The sequence below is a fragment of the Verrucomicrobium sp. BvORR106 genome (assembly GCF_000739655.1).
Taxonomy (GTDB): Bacteria; Verrucomicrobiota; Verrucomicrobiia; order Verrucomicrobiales; family Verrucomicrobiaceae; genus Verrucomicrobium.
Window position 1 is genome coordinate 1 of the sequence record NZ_BATR01000086.1, and the last position, 20,774, is coordinate 20,774.

At 64.2% G+C, this 20,774-nt stretch carries 15 protein-coding genes; 8 read left to right on the forward strand and 7 right to left on the reverse strand.

Features of this window, described 5'->3' with window-relative positions:
* Together BV106_RS13195 and BV106_RS13200 are read right to left on the reverse strand one after the other, a co-directional pair.
* A partial coding sequence (locus tag BV106_RS13195; protein WP_081891702.1) for a response regulator transcription factor occupies positions 1-278 on the reverse strand: 278 nt, incomplete at its 3' end.
* Between the two features lie 11 nt (positions 279-289).
* Entirely contained in the window at positions 290-2,641 is a 2,352-nt protein-coding gene (locus BV106_RS13200) for a sensor histidine kinase (protein ID WP_265595646.1), read from the reverse strand.
* A gap of 436 nt (positions 2,642-3,077) precedes the next feature.
* On the opposite strand from BV106_RS13200, the gene BV106_RS13205 reads away from it, so the two are divergent.
* The 6 genes from BV106_RS13205 (at position 3,078) to BV106_RS13230 (ending at position 12,785) form a co-directional block, all read left to right on the forward strand.
* Positions 3,078-4,001 carry a MoxR family ATPase gene (locus BV106_RS13205; RefSeq protein WP_343123376.1) on the forward strand — a complete coding sequence of 308 codons (924 nt, stop codon included), beginning with the start codon at positions 3,078-3,080 and terminating at the stop codon, positions 3,999-4,001.
* 39 nt (positions 4,002-4,040) lie between these two features.
* Positions 4,041-4,928: a DUF58 domain-containing protein gene (locus BV106_RS13210; RefSeq protein ID WP_038165339.1), complete on the forward strand. Its 888-nt coding sequence runs from the start codon at positions 4,041-4,043 to the stop codon at positions 4,926-4,928.
* Between the two features lie 5 nt (positions 4,929-4,933).
* A complete protein-coding gene (locus BV106_RS13215) occupies positions 4,934-5,524 on the forward strand; it encodes a DUF4381 family protein (RefSeq protein ID WP_038165341.1) in 591 nt (196 codons plus the stop codon).
* A complete protein-coding gene (locus BV106_RS13220; RefSeq protein ID WP_038165342.1) occupies positions 5,521-6,492 on the forward strand; it encodes a VWA domain-containing protein in 972 nt (323 codons plus the stop codon). The genes BV106_RS13215 and BV106_RS13220 overlap by 4 nt, the downstream gene beginning before the upstream one ends.
* Positions 6,489-9,341, forward strand: coding sequence for a VWA domain-containing protein (locus tag BV106_RS13225; RefSeq protein WP_038165345.1), 2,853 nt, complete (start codon positions 6,489-6,491; stop codon positions 9,339-9,341). The genes BV106_RS13220 and BV106_RS13225 overlap by 4 nt, the downstream gene beginning before the upstream one ends.
* Positions 9,342-9,458: 117 nt before the next feature.
* On the forward strand, positions 9,459-12,785 hold the full coding sequence (locus tag BV106_RS13230; protein WP_038165346.1) for a hypothetical protein: 3,327 nt from the start codon (positions 9,459-9,461) through the stop codon (positions 12,783-12,785).
* Between the two features lie 401 nt (positions 12,786-13,186).
* Here BV106_RS13230 and BV106_RS13235 read toward each other — a convergent pair whose 3' ends face one another.
* From BV106_RS13235 to BV106_RS35510, 5 genes are all read right to left on the reverse strand, one after another.
* Positions 13,187-13,507 (reverse strand): hypothetical protein, encoded by a 321-nt coding sequence (locus tag BV106_RS13235; RefSeq protein WP_038165351.1) that lies wholly within the window; start codon positions 13,505-13,507, stop codon positions 13,187-13,189.
* Positions 13,508-14,031: 524 nt separating this feature from the next.
* Complete coding sequence (locus BV106_RS13240) at positions 14,032-14,385, reverse strand: hypothetical protein (protein WP_038165353.1); 354 nt, start codon at positions 14,383-14,385, stop codon at positions 14,032-14,034.
* A 37-nt stretch (positions 14,386-14,422) separates the two neighbouring features.
* Positions 14,423-14,980 (reverse strand): hypothetical protein, encoded by a 558-nt coding sequence (locus BV106_RS13245; protein ID WP_038165355.1) that lies wholly within the window; start codon positions 14,978-14,980, stop codon positions 14,423-14,425.
* 104 nt (positions 14,981-15,084) lie between these two features.
* The gene (locus BV106_RS13250; protein WP_265595647.1) at positions 15,085-15,513 is read right to left on the reverse strand and encodes a hypothetical protein; all 429 of its coding nucleotides are present in this window, start codon (positions 15,511-15,513) and stop codon (positions 15,085-15,087) included.
* Positions 15,514-16,347: 834 nt separating this feature from the next.
* The gene (locus tag BV106_RS35510) at positions 16,348-16,857 is read right to left on the reverse strand and encodes a GNAT family N-acetyltransferase (protein WP_051945745.1); all 510 of its coding nucleotides are present in this window, start codon (positions 16,855-16,857) and stop codon (positions 16,348-16,350) included.
* Between the two features lie 218 nt (positions 16,858-17,075).
* Here BV106_RS35510 and BV106_RS13260 point away from each other — a divergent pair, with 218 nt between their 5' ends.
* On the forward strand, positions 17,076-18,284 hold the full coding sequence (locus BV106_RS13260; RefSeq protein ID WP_038165357.1) for a DNA repair exonuclease: 1,209 nt from the start codon (positions 17,076-17,078) through the stop codon (positions 18,282-18,284).
* A 15-nt stretch (positions 18,285-18,299) separates the two neighbouring features.
* Positions 18,300-20,774 (forward strand): AAA family ATPase (locus tag BV106_RS13265; protein ID WP_038165358.1); only part of this gene is annotated, 2,475 nt, incomplete at its 3' end.

Genomic DNA, 20,774 nt, shown 5'->3' on the forward strand with positions numbered 1-20,774 from the left:
AGCATGACCACGCGCACCTGCGGATGCTCCCGCTGCAAGACCTCCAGCACGGTGAACCCGTCCTGCTCCGGCATGCGCACATCCAGCAGCACCACTTGCGGACCCTCTGCCGCACAGAGTTGCAGCGCCTCTCTCCCCGAGGCCGCGGTGGTGATGTTCTCAAAGAGGGGGTCGCGACGCAGCATCGCCTCCAGCCCCTCCCGCACCACGGCGTGATCATCCACAATGAGGAGGCGTACGGAATCAGCGTTGGTGCTGGAGGAGAGAAGAGGGTTCATGAAAAAACAGATCAACCGTTGGCCGGCTTGGGTAGCAGGAGCGGAGCAGGGGAGGGCTCTTCCGCGGAAATGGAAGTGGCGGCAGCCTCAACCACCGTCGGGGACGCAGTGACCGTCGCCCGCGCCCGGCCCAACGGCAGCCGCACCGTCACGCAGGTGCCGCTGCCCGGGGTGCTGTACAGATGCAGCGTGCCGCCCAGCCGCTGCATGCGTTCCTTCATGCCCACCAGGCCGAAGTGTCCCTCCCGCGTTCCGGGCACCGTGGCCACATCGAAACCGCGGCCGTTGTCCATGATGCGCAGTTCAAGGAAATCGCTGCAGTAGTCCAGCGTCACCTCCACCTGGGTGGCCTGGCCGTGGTGGAAGGCATTGGCCACCGCCTCCTGCATGAGCAGCAGCAGATTGCCCATCACATCGCGGGAGAGCTCCACCGGCGTGCCGCTGCTCTGCACCGCCACCTGGGCACCCGGCAGATGCTCCATGGAGTTCACCGCGTGGCGCAGCAGACCCGCGAAATCGTGCGGCCCGTCCTCCACGTGGCGCAGACCCCAGAGAAAGTCCCGCAGTCCCGATTGGGTGTGCAGAATGGCCCGGCGCGCGGCGGTGAGCTCCTCGCTCGCGTCCTCGCTGATGTCCGAGAGCTGATCCACGGCCGCCTCCAGGCGGAAGGCCGCCCCGGCGATCATCTGCTGCAGTCCGTCGTGCAGGTCCGCCGCCAGGCGCTGGCGCTCCTTCAGCGCCGCTTCGTACTCCAGCTCAGAGTTGCGATGCAGGCGCATCATTTCTTCCAGCTTCTCTGTACGCCGCCGCACGGCGCGACGCAGAGCAGAAATCCAGGCCGCCGCGAGCAGAAGCACCACCAGGGCGGAAATGAGCGCGGCGGTCAGGCGCGTCGAGGTCCACCAGGACGGCGTGCTCAGCACCTGCACATCATCCACATCCCGCAGCCAGAGGCGGAACGTGGAAATAACCGGTGCCTCAAACCCCGCCTTGCGCTCGAAGTTCAGCTCGCACACCCCCGTGAGCTGCACCTGCGCACCCTCCACCCAGTTCCCCGGCAGGGCCTGCGATCCACCACGCGTCACCAGAAGCGTCGCGGGGAAGTGTCGCCTTCCGGACTCCACCTCCAGCTGCCAGGTTCCCGGTTCGCCGCTCACCAGGGCAGCCGCCGACACCGGCGATGCCTCCACCCGGCGCAGCACTCCGCGCAGGCGCACTTCGCGACCATCATAGTCACTGGCCACCTCCTGCGGGCGGGAACGGCGGGGCGGGTTCAAGATCTCACCCGCTGTCACCTCTGGCGGATCCGGCAGCGCCGCGCGATCCAGCGGGCGCACCACCGCCCCGCTCATGGAGGCCACCAGGCGGCTCATGTCCACAAAGGCCGCCACCTCCACCCGCGTGCCCACCGCGGGTGGCTCCCCGGCCCACTGCACCTTCACCCCCGTGTTCCCCTCCTGCATGAAGAAGAACTGCCCCGGCGCGCAGAAGTTCACGATGCCGCTCGTGATCTTGCGGTTGATCTCATTGCCCTTGGCCGTGAAGAGCTGGAGGCGGTTCAAGGGAACTTTCGGCCGGGCAAAGGGGTCCGCGGGCGGCGGGGTCTGCACCTCGATGTCCTGCCGCCCCATGATCTTGATGCGCAGGTCCAGCATCTCCGCGCGGAGGTTGGAGGGCGGGGAGAAGATGCCCTCCACCCGCACCTTGGCATCCACCAGCGCGGCCGCCTCGATCCCGTCCCAGTCCTCCACCTGCACGGGGATGACGTGCCCCATGCGGGAGAGCATGAGCGTGCCGCTGGCCGTGGCCGTGGGCGGGTGGATTCCTTGAACCACGCCGGAGATCAGCACCCGCTGGGAGTCCTTGATCCCGGCAAAAAGCTCCGTCAGCTCCGTGGCGCGACCCTTGGGGATGTTCCCCGTGCCCACCCGCGTGTAGGTGCGCGCCAGCACGTTGGGCGAGTAGCCGCCCACATCCGTCGCCCCCTCCAGCTCGATCACCGCGCCCGGTTCCGTGTCGCTCTTGACCGGCGGCGGCCCCTCCCAGATGCGGCGTCCGCGATCATCCGTGAGCTGCACCAGCACCCCCGCCCAGCCATCGTGCAGGACAAAAGAGTCATCCCGCGCGCTCTGCCACATCACCACCCCGCGCAGTTTCACCGGCTGGCGTCGCGCCGCCTCCTCCCGCGTGAGCAGGCGCATCTGGCTCACTTTTGAGATCGGCGGCACCGGCTTCACCTCCTTTACTTTCTCCTTTTCCTTGGGCTCAGCCCCAGGCGCGGGCAGTGCCGCCCCAGCCAGGAGGGCAAACGCCACCAGGAACACAGATACAGAGGCCGGGGAAATGGGAAGCCGCAGGAACAAGGGAGGAGAGGAGGGGAGGGCAGGGGACCGAACGAGCAGGGGAAAACGTAACCCGGAAGGGCGTTTCTACAGGATCACCCGAAAGAGGGATTTTGGGAAGAGCGGCAAGAAAATACCAGGGGGTCGTGCGTTCGAGTGAAAGACAGGTTTCAAAAGCCAAACTTCAAACTTCAAAATTCAAGGATCAAACTTCAAGCCCAGCTGCCAGCCTCCAGTTCTCCTGACCGCCTAAAGGCGGAACTCCAACAGCTTCCAACTTCCTCCGACCCCTGGCCTCAGGCATTCCTCATTCCTAATTCCTAATTCAAAATTCCTAATTTCAATGACCTCCGCGCCTGACTACACTCCCGACCTCCAACCCGGCATCACCACCGAGGCCGAACTCCAGGCTCTGGGCGAGCAGATCGCCGAGGCCTCACGCTGGATCCCGGCCATCATGGAGGAGATCGGCAAGGTGGTGGTGGGCCAGCGCTATGTGGTGGAGCGCCTCCTCATCGGCCTGCTCTCAGACGGTCACGTGCTGCTGGAGGGCGTGCCCGGCCTGGCCAAGACCACCGTCATCAAGGCATTGGCCAGCAGCATCCAGGGCGCCTTTCGCCGCATCCAGTTCACGCCGGACCTGCTGCCGTCCGACATCATCGGCACGCTCATCTTCAATCCGCAGACACAGGCGTACACCACGCGGAAGGGCCCGATCTTTGCCAACCTGATCCTCGCGGATGAGATCAACCGCGCCCCGGCCAAGGTGCAGAGCGCCCTGCTGGAGGCCATGCAGGAGCACCAAGTGACCCTGGGCGATGAGACCCACCCGCTGCCGGAGCCCTTCCTCGTGCTGGCCACGCAGAACCCCGTGGAGCAGGAGGGCACCTACCCGCTGCCTGAGGCGCAGGTGGACCGCTTCATGCTGAAGGTGGAGGTGGACTACGGCACCCTGGAGGATGAGACCCGCATCCTGGAGATCATGGGCACCACCGGGGCCAAGCCCACGGTCTCGCCCGTGGTGGACCTGGACACCATCGTGCAGCTCCGCGCGCTGGCCAACCGTGTTTACCTCGATCCCAAGATCAAGAACTACATCGTGCGCCTCGTGCTCGCCACGCGGGATGCGAAGTCCGTGGACCCCAAGCTGGACGGCCTCATCCGCTACGGCGCCTCCCCACGTGCCACCATCAATCTCACCCTCGCCTCCCGCGCACATGCCTTCATCAACGGCCGCGCCTATGTCACCCCGCTGGACGTCCGCAGCGTGGCCATGGACGTGCTGCGCCACCGCATTCTCCGCACTTACGAGGCCGAGGCCGAGGAAGTTACCAGCGCCCAGCTCGTGAACTGGATCCTGGAGAAGGTGCAGGTGCCCTGATCGAGCCCGCAGCAGACCGATGTCATTATTTCCTCGCCCATGATCCCCAGGGAATACCTACGCAAGATCCGCCAGATCGAGGTGCGGACCAACCGCCTCGCCCAGGAGATGCTGGCCGGTGCCTACCACTCCGCCTTCAAGGGGCGGGGCATGGACTTCGAGGAGGTGCGCGAGTACCAGATCGGCGATGACGTGCGCACCATCGACTGGAACGTCTCCGCGCGCACCGGGGTCACGCACATCAAGAAATACCGGGAAGAGCGTGAGCTCACCATGGTCATCCTGGTGGATGTGAGCGCCTCCGGCGTCATCGGCACCGGCGTGCAGTCCAAGCGGGACCTCGCCGCGGAGATCGCCTCCGTGCTTGCCTTCAGCGCCATGCGCAACAGCGACCGCGTGGGCCTGGGACTTTTCACGGATGAGGTGGAGCAGTTCATCCCGGCGCGGAAGGGAAGGGCCCATGTCTTCCGCCTCATCCATGAAATCCTCTTTTATGAGCCGGAGGGCACCCGCACCTCCTGCCAGCAGGCGTTGCACTTTGTGAACCACGTGTTCCCCCGCCGCGCCATCGTCTTCCTCATCTCTGACTTCATCGACCAGGGCTATGAAAAGGCGCTCAAGATCACGAACCAGCGGCACGACGTGATCGCGGTGCAGATCTCCGACCCCAGCGAGACCACCCTGCCGGATGCCGGCTGGGTCACCATGGAGGATGCAGAGACGGGCGAGGTCATCGAGGTGAACACCAGCGACCCCGCCGTGCAGTCCCGCTACCGCGAGGCCGCCCTGGCGCAGAAGGAAAATCGCCGCCGCATGCTCCAGCGGGCCGGGCTGGACCTCATCGAGGCCGCCACGGACCAGCCCTATCTCATCGAACTCCAGAACTTCTTCGAGCGCCGCATCCTGGCGCGCAGCTCCTACGCCTGATCTCCATGGCCATGAACGAACCGGGACCCGAAATCATCGAGGACATCACCCTCCTCCTCCCGCCCCAGCCCTGGGCCTGGGTCTGGGTCTGGCCCACTGTGGGCGCACTCGCCGTCGCTGTGGCGCTGGGCTGGATCCTGTGGCGGCTCTACCGCGCGCGCAAGCTGCCCTTTCAGCACCCGGTGGTGCCGCCAGATGTGGTGGCCCGCCAGCGCCTCGCGGCCATCCGCCACCTCATTGAGGAGGGGCGGCACCAGGAGTTCGTGGTGGAGGTTTCCTCGATCCTGCGGGAGTACATCGAGGCCCGCTTTGGCCTCAAGGCTCCCAGCCTCTCCACAGAGGAGTTCCTCTTCGAGGCAGAACGCGGCTCCCACCTGGACCCGCGCTGGCGCGAGAGCCTGGCGGACTTTCTTCAGCAGTGCGATCGCGTGAAGTTCGCCCTGGCCCACCTCCAGCCACCCCGCATGGAGGTGCTGCACACCACGGCGGAGACCTTTATCGATGCCACCGCCACGGTCGCCCGCCCCTCCACTCCGGAGGAGAGGAAACAACTTGAAGAAAACGCCCCCGGCCCCTCCGCCACCCCCGCTGCATGAGCGTCGCCGTCCTGCCCTCACCTCTCACCTTCAGCTTCGGCCAGCCCTGGTGGCTGCTGCTGCTGCCCCTGCTGGGCTACTGGGCCTGGCGTCTGGGGCGGCCCGGGCTCAGCGCCGCCGTCACGCACTCCTCCACCAGCCTGCTCGTGAGCCTGGGCCGCCCGCGGCTCAGCCAGCCGGGGCGTCTGCTCTGGCTCATGCGTCTGCTCGCACTGCTTTGCCTCATCCTCGCCCTCGCCCGGCCCCGCGTGCCGCAGGGTGAGCAGGATGATCCGACCAAGGGCATCGACATCATGCTCACCTGCGATGTTTCCGGCTCCATGGATGAGAAGGACTTCATGGTGGGGAACCAGAAGATCTCCCGCCGGGAGGCGCTGGTGCGAGCCATCTCCGAGTTCGTGGATGCGCGGAAGACCGACCGGTTTGGCATGGTCGGCTTCGCGTCCAACACCTACACCCTCAGCCCCCTCACCACGGACGCGAACTGGATCAAGGACGTGTTCAAGTTCGTCCAGCTCAAGGACGGCACCGCCATTGGCGACGGCATCATCAGCGGGGTGAACAAGCTGGAGGAAAACTCCGGCCGGTCCAAGGTCATGGTGCTGGTCACCGACGGGCAGAACAACACGGGCACAAACCCGCTGGTGGCTGCCGAGTACGCAAAGAAGAAAGGCGTGCGCATCTACGCGCTGGAGATCATGAACCTGCGCAACATCCGCGCCCAGGCCGCGCTGAAGAGCCCCCTCAGCCAGGTGGCCACCATCACGGGCGGCCAATACTTCCAGGCCTCTGACACCGGCTCCCTCCTGCAGATCTACCGCCAGATCGACCGCATGGAGAAGCGCGAGATCGACGACCGCCGTCACATGCTCTTTAACGAACTCTTCCTCTGGTTCATCCTGCCCGGCGCGCTGCTCCTGCTGCTGGAGTGGGTGGCGGGGAACACCTTCTGGCTGCGCACCCCATGAGATTTGCCCACCCCCTTGTCCTCCTGCTGGTGCCGCTGCTGGTAGTTTCCAGCATCCTCCTCTGGCGTCATGCCCGGCGCCGGGCGCAGCAGAAGATGGCGCTCTTCGGCCCGCTCAACCGGCAGGGCAGCATCCTGCGCTCGCTGGATCCCGCGGCGCGTCGGCGAAAGGCGGTGCTCTTTGCCGCCGCGTTGTGCCTGCTGGCCGTCACCGTGGCCCGGCCCGTGTGGGGCCCACGGCCAGATGCGGCAGACCAGACCGGCTCAGAGTTCTTCATCGTGCTGGATGTGTCCAAGAGCATGCTGGTTCGCGATGTCACGCCCAACCGGCTGGAGGCCGTGAAGGCCGAGCTGGCGGACTGGCTCAAGACGCGCCACGGCGACCGCATCGGCCTCATCGTCATGGCAGGGGACGCCTTTGTGCAGGCCCCGCTCACCAATGACTACACCGCCTTGAGAGAGGTGCTCTCCCAGACCGGGCCTACGTCGATTTCCAAAGGTGGGACGAACATCCCCATGGCCGTGCAGGTGGCGGTAAAGGCTCTCGATGCCGGCGAGGTGAAGCGCAAGGTGGTGGTGCTCGTGAGCGATGGCGAGAACCTGGAGGGCGAAGTCGCCGCCGCCGTCACCGAGGCCGCGCAGCAGCACAAGATCACCTTCTTCACCATGGGCGTGGGCACGCTGGAAGGCGGCAAGGTGCCGGAGAAGGACCCCAAGCCGGACTTCACCAAGCCGCCCAAGGCCTTCGTGCGGGATGACTACGGCGTCACCGCGCACAGCCGCCTGGATGAGCGCTCCCTCCGGGCCATCGCCGCCATGGGCGGGGGGCGGTACTTCCACTTCACCCCGGACGGCGAAACGTGGGACAGCCTCTATTCCCAGGCCCTGGCCACCCTGGCCCGCCGCACGGAGACGTTCAACCTCAAGCAGTACGACGATCTCTACCAGATCCCGCTCGCCCTCGTGATCGCCCTCCTCCTCTGGGAAATGATGCTCAGCACCCGCAAGAAACACCCGGAGAAAGCCCGTTCCATTGTGACCCTGCCAGAGCCCGCTGCCGCCCCACCCGCCACCGCCATGTCCAGGAAGCCCAACCGCAACGTCCGCCGGCGCAAGGCCGCCCTCACCCTCCTCATCGCCGGACTGCTCGTTGGCGGCTCGAACCCCGGCCTGCACGCTGCCGAGTCCGCCCTGGTCCGGCTCGTCACCCAGAGCGGGGAGTTGATCGCGCAGGGGAAGGCCACCGAGGCCGCGGAGCTGCTCCGCGCCGCCGCGCAGAAGGACCCCAACGACTACTATGTGGTGTACAATCTCGGCATCGCCTCCTATGCCGCCGGCCAGTGGCAGGATGCCGTGGACGCCTTTGCCGAGGCGACCTCCAGCCCGGAGAAACGGGTGCGCGCCCAGGCCCTGGTGCAGATGGGGAATGCGCAGTATCAGCTCGGCAAGACCCTCTTGAAGACCGGCAACCGCATGGGGGCCTCCGTCGCGTGGGAGCGCTCGGTGGAGACCTATGAGAGCGCCCTGGCGGTCAAGTCCACCAGCACCACGGAGCACAACCTGCAGGTGGCGCGGGAGCGGCTGGAGAGCGTGCTCATGAATCTGGCGGACTCCTTCATCTCCAGTGCGGAGAAGTCCAAGTCCACGGAGTCCAAGATCAATGAGCTGACCAAGGCTGTCTCCTCCCTGGAGCGTGTCACGCAGATCAATCCCAAGAACAAGGACGCGGAGCAGAAGCTGGAGGACACCCGGCGGAAGCTGGCCGAGCAACTGCGCGATCAAGCCCGCGAGCTGCGCGCCAAGGCGGAGCAGGTGAACCCGGAGAAAGACAAAGAAGGCCGCGAGCAGGAGAAGCTCAACACCGCCGCGAACGAGCGCTATGAGCAGGCCCGCGAGCAGGCCCCGAATGACAAGGAGCTGGCCCAGGAGCACGACGCCTTCCGCAACCAGGTGGCCAATGCCCTCACGGACAAGGCCGAGGCCAAGGTGCAGCAGGCCATGCAGCCGCCTGCCAAGCCGGAGAAGGGGCCCAATCAGGGAGAGATCAAGAAGCGCCAGAACACCCTCAATGACGCCCTCACGAAGGTGGACAAGGCGCTCGCGTTCGAAGAGGACAACCAGCGCGCCCAGAAGCTCAAGGCGGAGGTGATGAAACAACTCGAGGCCGCCCACATGGAGTACGCAGACATGGCCAAGGCCAACGGCGACAAGCAGGCGCAGACCCAGCCGGAAAGCGCGGCGGGGAACTTCACTGAGGCCGTGCAGAACTACCAGAAGGCCCTCGAGATCAACCCCGAGAACGCCGGGGCCAAGGAGAAGCTCGCCCAGTCCGAGTCCGCCCTGGCCAAGGCACTCACGGAATCCGGAAAGAAGGAGATGGCCCAGGCCTCAGGCGAAAAGCCCCCGCAGAAGGGTAAAGGAAATAAGCCGAACGCGCCTGAACCCGCTGCCGCCCCCGGCACCCCGGCCGAACCCACCGCCTCAGAGATGCGGGAGAACATCGGCCACCTGGAGAAGGCCGCGCAGAACTTCGCCCAGGCCGATGCCCTGCGCCCCGGTGAGAACGAAGCCCAGACCCTGCAGCAGCAGGCGCTGGATCAACTGGACGCCTTGCGCGCCGCCTTGGACCAGAAACAGAATCAAGGCCCCGGCCAGAAGCCCGGCCCCGGTGAGCCCGCCCAGGTCGCTGGCGAGCCCATGCCCGGCGAACCCGCCGAGCAGCCCGCCCAACAGGCCAGCAACCTCACCCCCATGAAGCCCGTCTTGAGCTTCAGCGAGATCCGTGCCGCCGACAAAAGCGAGGGCCAGTTCAAGGATCTGAAACAGAATCAGAAGGTCCGTGACTGGTGAGGCAAAAATTAGGAATTAGGAATGATGAATTAGGAATGTCTGAGTCCGGAAAGCGTCCTGCCTCCCCGGTCCGGATTTGAAGTTTGTCGTTTGAATTTTGAAGTTTTACCATTTCGCATGTTCTCGCCTACCCGCATCCTCCTCCCCCTGGGCCTCTTCCTCGCGCTAGGCTCTCTCTCCGCTCAGGAACCCGTCTCCTTGATTTCCGTGAACCAACCGGAGGCGGGATGGACGTTTGCCAACGGGCAGGAGTTTCCGGGGGCGAAGGGTTCGCTCAGTGTGGATGAGGAGAGCGGGCGGGATGGGAAGCCTAGCTTGAAGCTGGTGGGGGATTTTACCAAGGGCGGCAAGTACGTCGTCACCGGGCGCAAGATCGGCAAGGTGGACATCCAGGAGCTCAGCCTTTGGGTGAAGAGTCCGGAGGGCGAGCGGTTCACGATGCGGATCAACGACGGCAGTGGGCAGACGCATCAGCTCGATGTGAAGCTGGAGCCCCAGTCGGACTGGCAGCAGGTCGTCCTGCCGCTGGATCGCTTTTTTGCCAAGCGCGGCCAGTCAGACGCGGTCACCTCCATCACCCGCTATGAATCCTGGGGCGGCGCGAAGGACGGCAAGTGGCATGGACCGGCCACCGCTATTTATTTCCTCGTCTCAGAGCGTACGGAGGCCAAGGTGCGCACCCTCTGGCTCAATGACGTGCAGATCACCCCGCCAGCCGCCGCTGCGCAGGGTGTGGAGGTTCGCCAGACCGTGAGCCTCATGGAGGAGGGCGCAGAAGGGCTGGGCTGGCATTTCACGAACGGCCCGGAATTCAAAGGAGCCACCGGCGCGCTCACCGTGGTGGATGGCAAGGAACTGAAGCTCGCCGGGAACTTCACCGGCGGCGGGGCCTATGTGGCCGCCGTGCGCAGTCTCAAGGAGATGGACGCGCGCGACACCCCGGTGCTCAAGTTCAAGGTGAAAACCGCCAACGCCACCACGTTCGGCATGCAGCTCGTGGATGGCTCGGGGCAGACGCATCAGCGCAAGGGCAACAAGCTCGTGGCAGACGGCCAGTGGCAGGAGATCGAGATCGAGCCCGCCAAGTACGCCGGCGGCGAGCACTGGGGCGGCGCCAACGATGGACGCTGGCACGGACCGTTGAAACAACTGGTGCTCTCCGTCACGGATCGGTCGGATGCCCAGAACAAGCAGCCGGAGATCCTCCTGGCAGACATCCGAGTCGAGGCCCTTCAAAAGGTCTTCGCCCGGCCCCCGGCGTTCAAGAGTGACTTCCGCGGTCCCAAGCTGCCGGAGGGCTGGATGACGGCAGGGGATGTGAAGGCGGATCAAGAGGCGGGGAAACCTGCGCTGCGGATTGGTCGGACCATGCAGGAGGTCGGCAAATCGGTCTTTGCCAAAGGCCCGGTCTTCCCCGCCACTCCTGGGCGCTGGAAGATCGGGGCCGAGTTGCAGACCGCCCTCTATTCACCGGACAACTCCTACAGCGTGGTGCTGCACCTGTTGTCCCTCGACGCGAAAGGGCAGACGCTGGAGTCTTTCACCATCGCGGATCTCTACGGCAACCACGAGTGGCGTTCGTTTACTCCCACTGTGAACTTCCCACCGGGGACCAAGCAGGCCCAGTTTGAGATCTCTCTCAGGAAGACGTACGGCACCGTGCATCTGGCCGGGCTGAGCGCCGCCTACCTCGCCCCCTCCGTGCAGAAGGACGACCGCATCTCGCGTGTGCTCTTCACCACCGCGCAGTTGGGGAATCTGTTGTTTCCTGAAGATCCCCGCACCGTGGACCTCAGCGTGGAGGCCACCAGGCCCCTGACCAAGGGCAAGGAGCGCCTCGTGTGCGAGGTGCAGGTGCGCGACTACTGGGGTGCCGAGCAGGGCCCTGCGTTGGAAGCCGTCTTGGGCGAGCCCGTCAAGAAGGATGGCAAGCTGGTCTATCCCGCCCGCGTGGACCTCGCCCCGCTCAAACTGGAGACCGGGCGCTACTATGAGCTGCAGGCCACCATCGCCCTGGATGATGTGCAGGAACCCTTCACCAATCACACCTCCCTGGCCATCCTGCCCGAAGCGTTAACGAGGAAATACAAGCCGGAGGAGGTGCCCTTCACTAGCCGCAACTGGGACAACCGCCCTCCCGAGTACATCCGCCTGGCGGATCGCCTGGGCGTGCGCATCTGCGGTCTCTGGGGCGGCTGGTCCAGCAAGCCACCCTATAAGGCCGAAGCCCCGGGGCTCGACCTGTGCAAGGAGCTCGGCATGGGCTGGCTCACCACCACGCCGGTGAAGTTCATCGAGGACGGCAAGTACGATCACAACGAGACCTCGCTCAAGGAAGGTGTGCGCAACCTCATCACCCAGTACGGCAACGTGCGGCCCCTCATCATCAACCTGGGCAACGAACCCCACGGCACCGGCGAGAAGGTGAAGCGCAATGTCGCTGGCTACAAGGCCGTGTATGAGGAGGTCAAGCGCATCGCCCCGGAGATCCCCGTCGTCGCCACCTCCGTGGAGCCCAATGAGGAGTACTTCAAGCTCGGCTACGGCCAGTATTGCGACGCCTTCGACTTCCACATTTATGAGTCCGCTGAGAACGTCCGCCGCACCATCGGGCAGTATCGCGACCTCATGAAGAAGTACGACTGCGTGAAGCCCATCTGGTCCACCGAGCTGGGGCTCAACAGCCAGGGCCAGACCCGCCGCGTCGTCGCCGGGGAACTATATAAGAAGTTCGCCACCTTCTTCGCCGCCGGCGGGGAGAACGTCTCGTGGTTTGGTCTGTTATACCCTGATCCCGATGGCAAGTCCTCCGGCAGCTCCGGGGATTCGCACAACGTCTTCGACTCCCGCTACAAACACTACGCCCCCAGACTGGACGCCATCGCGTATTACAACGCTGTCAACGCCATCGCGATCAAGAAGTTCGTCGCCGAGCAGGTGTACGAAGGCGGTGTCCGCACCGTGCTCTTCCGGGACCGGGACGGGAAGAGCCTGCAAGTGCTCTGGAAAGACAAAGGCCGCGCCGATGTGGTGTTGCCGCTGAAAGGCGTGAAGGCGGGGAGCGCGGTGGAGGTCGTGCGGATTGATGGCGTGCGGAGGCATTACGAGCCTGCGAGCGGGGCGTTGAGCTTGAGTGTGTCCGAAGATCCCGTGCTGGTCTTGTATGATGGCGGCGAGGATTCGCTGCCTGCGAAGCTGGAACCGAGTGCCGTGACTCTGGACGGGAAGTTGGTGGATCGCGAGAGCCGCACCGTGGAAGTGACGGTGACGGGGAAGGGTGCAGGCACCCTGCAAGGTCCTCTCGGATGGACGCTGTCGCTCACGGGAGACGGTGCTCAGAAATATCGCTGCACTCCCCCGGCTAACAGCGCCGTGCGGGAAGCCGTCTTCACCGTCGAGGCCCCCAGCGTCGCACTCTGGATGGCCGTGCCGCTGGGGCGGTGAAAGTAGTGCCGGGCTTCAGCCTGGCCGGGCGGCGGTAGGGTGGAGCAGGGGACATGCCGACCCTCACGACCGCAAGACGTCCGCGCCGTGGTTGGAGTTCCGCCTTTAGGCGGCTCAGCCGCATAGCCTGAACACGTCGCAAACACCATCGCCGCCAATACCCCGCCTAAAGGCGGAACTCCAACCTTGCCACGAACATCTCGCTATCCTTTGAGGACACAATCTCGCTGCTCGTGCCCATTCAAAACACCTCGAACAGCGTGGCTCAACTTCCAACTGCACTTGAGACCTCCGCGCCGAGGTTGGAGTTCCGCCTTTAGGCGGGTCAGTCGAGGAACCTCATCGCGTCACATCCAGCCCAAGCTCCCAATACGCCGAGTTCCCTGGCCGTAAACAACCAGCTAACCCATGCGCTCCTCAAACCATTGCAGCGGATTGTCCAGGTCGATGTTCTCGCCTTCCTGGGCGTCCGCAATTTGCCATCCCTCCTGCCGACAGAGCACGGCCAACTGCGGGACGAGGGGGAATCCACCATGAGTGTAGATGTCTTGAACGAACCCTTCCTCCAGATTCAGGTCCATCCTAAATCCCTCTTCGGGCAAAACAGCTTCAGCCGGGGCCTCCCAGTGCAATCCGGGAAAGGCCTCGTTGAATTTTGCTGTGACATCGGAGATCTCTCCGAGCGCATTGCCGTCTGAATGGATGAGAAGATTCCAGGACATACAGGGGGAGGGTTGATTCCCAAACTGTCAGCGGACGGTTGAACACGGTCAACAGCGATGTCGGGAAATTTTTTGCTACGTATCTACCGGCGTTCACTCCTGGGTGCCTCACAGCGCTACCAGAGCGATAGCCTCATCTAACCCTCTCATAACGTTCGCGGCAGGGTTGGAGTACCGACTTTAGTCGGCTCAGTCGAATAGTCAGAACGCGTCGCAAACACCATCGCCGCCAATACCCCGCCTAAAGGCGGAACTCCAACCCTGCTGCGAACATCTCGCTATCACTTGCGGCATCAATCCCGCTGCTCGTGTCCATCCAATACACCCCGAACTGCGCGGCCCAACTCCCAATCCCACTTGATACCTTCGCACCGTGGTTGGAGCTCCGCCTTTAGGCGGGTCAGTCGCAGGAACTGTATCAGGTCACCTCTGCACGTGCCGCTCCCCATACGCCGAATGGAGTCGGTACTCCAACCCCGGTGCGTCCCATCTTGGCCGCTGCGAATGCGCAATCTCGCTGCTCACTATTTGATCGGAAGTTCGTGGCAGCCCGCCTTCGCAAGCAGGGCGGCAATCGCTTCGAGTAGCATTGGCCGAACAACTGAGGTCACCTCCTCTTCAGTCATCGAGTTCCAGTCTCGAGGTGCGATCACAACATCACACTCCGCTTCCCCGGATTCGACTTTTATGTTTTCTAATCCATCGGGACCAAATGTTCCAAGTATTCCTCCGACCCGGGCGATGGGCGAGATAAGGTGGATAGCGTTGCATTCAAGCGAAGCAAGTGTGCCTTCCCATTCTCGCCTCAGTTGTATGAGGACTCTCATCACAACTCGTGTGTCACTACCGCGTAGCTGCCCAGGGATCTCAAGCTTCATGGTGCGAATTCTACAACAGTTGCTCGGCTTTCAAACCTCACACCGCATGCGACGGCGCTTTCCCAAACACCTCCTCCGAGGACTCCTCTACAGCCACGAGATGGGGGTTCACTCGCAGTCCCTCGATAAACCGCTGAAGATCTTCCCGCCGACGTAGATCCACGCGGAGATGTTGAAACTCCGATTCCCGCATACGCGCTGCGCCCAACACGAAGGGCTCGTTCAACGCGGGGAACAACGGAAACTGGTAGTATGCAGCCTCCGCGTTGGTGAAGACCAGCTTCAGATAGCAAGGGAACCCCTCTGCTTCACTCGGATCATCAAGGCTCCCGTCGTTTTCATCCAGAGCCTCCTCATGACCCGCCCGGTCATCATCGAGCCCCATCAACAAATCGGGTCCTCCCACCGTGCATTCATCGAGTGACTCCGTGAACCGTTGCACCCAGTCGGCCTGCGTGTCATCGCAGCGCTGAAAAAGCTCCACCAGAAGCCGGGCCGTCATGCTGTTGGAGGCGTAACGAATCCGGGAATCCACATCAAGCCCGAAAACAGTCTCGCCAGCAATGGCCCGGAGCAGCAGGGAAGGATCAGGCATGGGGGAGGGGATGGGATTGAGGAGGTCAAAACCTAAGGCTTCATTGAGCCAAACTCAATCATTGCCTGGATGCCGGTCGCGGTTTGCGCGTCGCCCGTCAAATTTCACGAGGGAGTTCCGGTGCTCCACCCCCACAATCCGCGTCCCCTCCAGCACCTCTTCATCCTGACAACCTTCCAGGTCCCCTGCGTATGTTCCAGCGTCAACTCATAGAAGAACCGTTCGTAGCTGTCATCCTGGGGTGACTGCATGACGCGGGCCACATAGCCTCCACTTCCCGACTGCCTCGCCGAAATCTCCACGCGGTCCCGCGGCGTCAGGTCTTCCCGCGGCGCGTCCCAGTGGATGGCTTCATACACCGCATCCTCAACCGTAAGCTCGCTGAAGGCCGCAAGGTGACGATTCATCCCCGGTTCAACCGCAAACTCCTTGGCCCACAGCGACGGCTCAATCCAAAGAAACAGCATCACACCCACCAGCACCACCGGGAGGATGATGAACAAAACGAGACGACGCTTCGTGCGGGAGATCATGGAGTGCGCCAATCTCAGGCACAGCCAACCGCCCTGCCAGTGGAATGTTGGCAGGGCAAAACTTGAACAACGCGCCGCAACATTCAAGTGGGCAAACGTGGTTCGCGCCGCGGTTGGAGCTCCGTCCCGCATGCGGGACGGCTCAGTCGAGATGCCTGAACACGCAGCAAACACCGCCGCTGCCAATACGCCGACTAAAGTCGGTACTCCAACCCCGGCGCGATCTTTATAAGGCAGCAGAGACACGTCATCACGTTGTTCACGTTTTCTCTCTACCGCCAGGCACACTTGTCCTTGCTCCCAGAAAGCAACCCCGCAGAAGCTTCAGTTAGTGCCTCCTCACGTCGACAACTACAACCGGTGTTGTTCGCATCACGGCAGAAGGCCAAGCTTCCCCCGCCACCGGCCCAGAGTCAACCTGACCGCTGTCGCCTCCACTCACGCTCCCAGATCAGCCTCCCGAATCTTCCTCAAGCCTCTCCCTCATCCCCTCTGCCTCGTCACCCCCAAAGCATTCGTAGTTGTCGACATGAGGAGGCACTAACTGAAGCTTCTACAACGTCTCCACGCCGACCTGCCTCCATCTGCCCCTGACATCCCCCAAGCCACCACCAGCGCGATCGCCTCCTCAAGCCCCCACCCAACTTCCGCACCGTGGTTGGAGTACCGACTTTAGTCGGCTCAGTCGAATAGCCTGAAAGCGTCGCAAACACCACCGCTCCCAGTACGCCGACTAAAGTCGGTACTCCAACCCCGGTGCGATCGCTTTCAGATAGCAGGTTCACTTAGCCCCTCTGCTCCTCATTTACACTCCCACCCCCAAACCTGATCACCTCACACCAACCGTGCCATGATCAAATCATCCACGAGTTCCCCGTGATGTCGCACGGCCTGGCGTCGGCGGCCCTCGATCTCGAACCCGAATCTCTCATACAGACGGATCGCCGCGTGGTTGCTGGCGTACACAAACAGCTCAATGCGGGTGACGGCCTCCGTGGACTTCGCCCAAGCCATGGCCTCCGTCATCAATCGGCTGCCCACCCCTTGGTTGCGCCATGCTGCGCCCACCGACATGCCGAGGGTCGCGACATGACAAAATGCCCGCCGCGTCCCGCGTTTGAAGTTGATCTCACCAATGATCTGACCGTCCGCCTCACCTACAAAACAGATCGCACAAGCAGGGCTTGGTGCGTCCGCCAGGATCTGCCGTTGCTGGTCTGCGGTGAGGGTAAACTCGTCCGGGTGAAGCGGTATCTGGATGTCTGGCTCCTCCAGCAACCTGCGAATGTGGTCATGCAGTAGCTCCGCATCCTCGGGGCGCGCTATTCGAATGGTGAACTCCATACATCAAAATATTGTGCGCCCCAAGACTCCACTGACCTCCCACCGTGGTCAATACCCGGTGTAGAATTCAGGAGACATCCCCAGACCTCAAGTCTTCCATCTCCCGCCTCGCGGGCCCAACTCCCACTTGCGACCCACCCCTTACCCACCTACCACTTACCTTTTACCGCTGACCTCCCCACCGCTCACCGACCCACCTCTTACCTCTTACCGACCCGATGCCAACCTTCCTCCACACTGCCGACTGGCAACTGGGCAAGCCCTTTGCCCGGGTGGAGGAGGAGAGCAAGCGGGCCCTGCTCCAGCAGGAGCGCATCGAGGTGCTTCGTCGCATCGGTACCCTGGCGCGGGAGCGCAAGGCGGCGTTCGTCCTCGTGGCGGGCGATCTCTTTGACTCCACCACGCCCTCCAAGTCCACCGTCGCAGCGGCGTGCAGCGCGATCAAAGAAATCGGCGTGCCGGTGTATGCGATCCCGGGCAATCACGATCACGGCGGGGTGGGCAGTGTGTGGACGCAGCCGTTCTTTGAACTGACGCGGCAACAGCTCGCGCCGAATCTGCACCTCCTTCTGGAGCCCAAGCCCATTGAGCTGGACTCCGCCATCCTCCTCCCATGCCCGTTGTTGCGGCGGCATGAGGTCACCGATCCCACCGCGTGGCTGCGCGATCCTGAAGTCACCGCGGCCCTGCCCGCCGACAAGCCGCGCATCGTCCTCGCCCACGGCAGCATCCAGGGCTTTGGCTCCCAGGAAGACGATGACGATTCCAGCGGTGGCGGCAACGGCGCGCCCACCAACATCGCCAATTTCCTCGATCTCACCCGCCTGTCTGCCAGCGCGTACGACTACCTCGCGCTGGGCGACTGGCATGGGATGAAGGAAATCACGCCCAGCGCCTGGTACGCGGGCACCCCGGAGCGCGATCGTTTCCCCAAAGGGGAGGGCAATCTCCCCGGCCACGTCTTGTGCGTCACCGTGGAGCGCGGAGCCGCCCCGGTCGTGGAGCCGGTGGTCACGGCCCGCTTTGGCTGGCATCATATCGCCCAGGACTTCCAAGACGACGCCGATGTCGAAGCTTGCGCCACCCGCGTGGAGGAGCTTCTTGCCGGACGCTCGGGCGCGGATCTGTTGAGGCTCGAACTCAGCGGCCGTCTCGGCATGGACGCCATGACCCGGCTGGAGACCCTGCTGGAGCTCTGGCAATCTCGCCTGCTGCGGCTGAAGCTGGCCAATGACACCCGCCTTGCGCCTTCCGACGCCGAGGTGGAGGCGCTGACCCGCCGCACGACCGATCCGCTCATCTCCCGTGTGGCGACCCGGCTGGTGGCCCTGACCCGGGGTGCGGATGAAAACGCGGCCGCTGTGGCCCGCGTCGCTCTGCGAGAGCTTCACGCGAACCTCGCGGGTCCGTCGCAAACACTTTCCTGAAACCCATCTCACCTCATGCGCTTCAAGTCCATCACCGTCCGCAACTACCGGGTCCACCGGGAGGTGACGGTGCCTCTGGACCCGATGCTAAACGTGATCGGCGGTCCCAATGAGGCGGGGAAGAGCACACTGCTGGAGGCGGCGCGTTATGCTCTCTTCCTCAAGGCCAAGGGCGGCGGAGAAACGCAGAAGAGCATGCTCTCCTTCAACCCGCAGGGGCCACCGGAGGTGGAGATCGAGTTTGAGATCGCGGGCACGGGCTATCGCCTGGCCAAGCGCTTCAGCGGGGCCAATGGCACGGCGGTGCTCACCCAGGCCGGTGGCAGCACCTGGCAGGCGGAGGAGGCCGAGGAAAAACTCAGCGAACTCCTGGGCGTGGAGATCATCAGCGGGCGCGGCGCGGGTGAGAAGGTGGAGCAGCAATGGGCGCACCTCCTCGTCAGCCAAGGCCGCTCCGGCAGCTCGCCCGTGGAGTATGCGAATGCCCAGCGGGACCAGTTGTTCACCCGTCTGCAGTCCCTCGGGGGTGCGGCCGTCATGCAGTCGGAGTCGGACGCCGCGGTGGCGGGGCGCTTCCGCGATCTGGTGGACGAATGGTTCACGAAAAACGGCGAGCCCCGCGTGGCATCGGACTGGGGCCGCGCGGATATCGCCGTGAAGCAGGCGGAAGATACGGCCGTGCAGGCCGCCGCCCAGTTGCGCAAGCTGGAGGAGGCCGCGCAGCAGCACCAGCAGGCAGAGACGGTGCTGGCCAGCGCAAAGCCGGAGCTGGAGCGGCTCCGCAACGAACTGCAGACGGTGACCCAGCGGCTCAGCCAGGTGGAGAAGCTGCGGCACCTGCAGGCGACCCAGCAGACAGCGGTGCAGCTTGCGGTGAACACCCACGACAACCTGCAAAAGGGTGAGAGCGAGATCGAGCAGCTTCGCACCCAGGTGGCACAGCTCCGCGAGGCCATCGCCCCACGTGAGCAGGCCCTGGCGACACTGAAGGCACGGGTCGAGGAAACTCAGAAACTCGTGCAGGACCGCGAGGGCGAGCGCCAGAAGCTGGATGCCGCCCTGCGCGAGGCCCGCCTCCGTGTCGAGGCCGTCCGCACCCAGGTGGAGTGGTTGGAGAAGTCCCAGGCGCTCGACGTCCTGCGCCAGCGGGTGGAGCAGGTGAAGGCCCTCGCCGCCCGGCAGAAGGAAGAGGAGCAGGCCCTGGCCCGCCTCCCGCAGGTGGATGCCGCGAAGCTCAAGTCCCTGCGCAAGATGGAGACGGACTGGATACAGGCCGATGCCGCGCTCCAGGCCATGGCCACGGGCATCGAGGTGCTGGCCAGTGACCAGGTCATCCATCTCGGCGGCATCCCGCTCGCCCCGGGCGAGACACGAGTTGTTTCCTCAGACGCGGAGCTGGCCATCGGCTCCGGCGTGAAGCTGCGCATCCATCCCGGCGGGGGCAGCTCCCTGGTGCAGGCCCAGCAGCGGACGGAGAAGGCCCGCGCGGTTCTGCAGGATGATCTCGATCAATCCGGCCTGGATTCCGTGCAGGCAGCAGTGGAGGTCGCCACCTTGCGCCAGTTGAAGGAGGGCGAGATCGGCGCGCTCAAAGCTCAACTGGACGGTCTCGGCTCTGGCAGGATCGGCCGCGAGCTGGCCGCCGCGGAGCAGGAGGAGGCCCGTGTGCTCGCCGAGCTGGAGCGTCGCCGCGCCGCGTGTACCGATGTCAGCCCCGCCACCGATCTGACTGGAGCCCGGGCCTTGACCGAGACCGTCGGGGCCAGCCTTCGCGAGCTGGAGATTCAGGAAACCACTCTCAAGGGCGTGCTGGATGCCGCCAGCCGCGCCGCGCGCGAGGCCGCCACCCAGCATGAGCGGCAGCACCAGGCCCATCAGGCAGAGAAGGATCAACTCACCAGCCGCGAGGCCCAGCTCGCCCAGATGGTGAAGATGCACGGCGATGACGCCGAGCGCACCGCACGGCTCCAGGAGGCCCTCACGCATCGGCGCGAGTCCGAGGAGCAGCTTGCGGCCACCCAGCGGGAGCTCACCGCCCTCCAGCCCGAGTTGCTCGCCGGAGATGAGCAGCGGCTCAAGCGATCCATCAAGCTCAAGGATGAGGCTGTCAGTGAGGCGGCCATCGCTCAAGGCACCAGCCTTCAGATCCTCCGCAGTGAGGGCACCCTGGATCCCCATGCCGCCATGGCTGTGGCCGATGCCCGGCTCACGGAGGCCCGCCGCCAGCGCGAGCACGCCCAGCGGCGCGGCCAGGCCGTGCAGCTCCTGCATGAGCTCTTCCTGCAGGAGCAGGGGGCCCTCACCGAGCAGTTCACCCAGCCGCTCGCCGACAAGGTCTCCGGCTACCTCCAGTGCCTCTTCGGCCCGGAGACAAAGGTGCAGGTGCGCCTGGGAGGGGACAACAAGTTCGAGGGGCTGGAGATCGTCCGCCCAGACCGCCAAAGCGGTGCCCTGGGCTTCGATGTCCTCAGCGGCGGCGCGCGCGAGCAG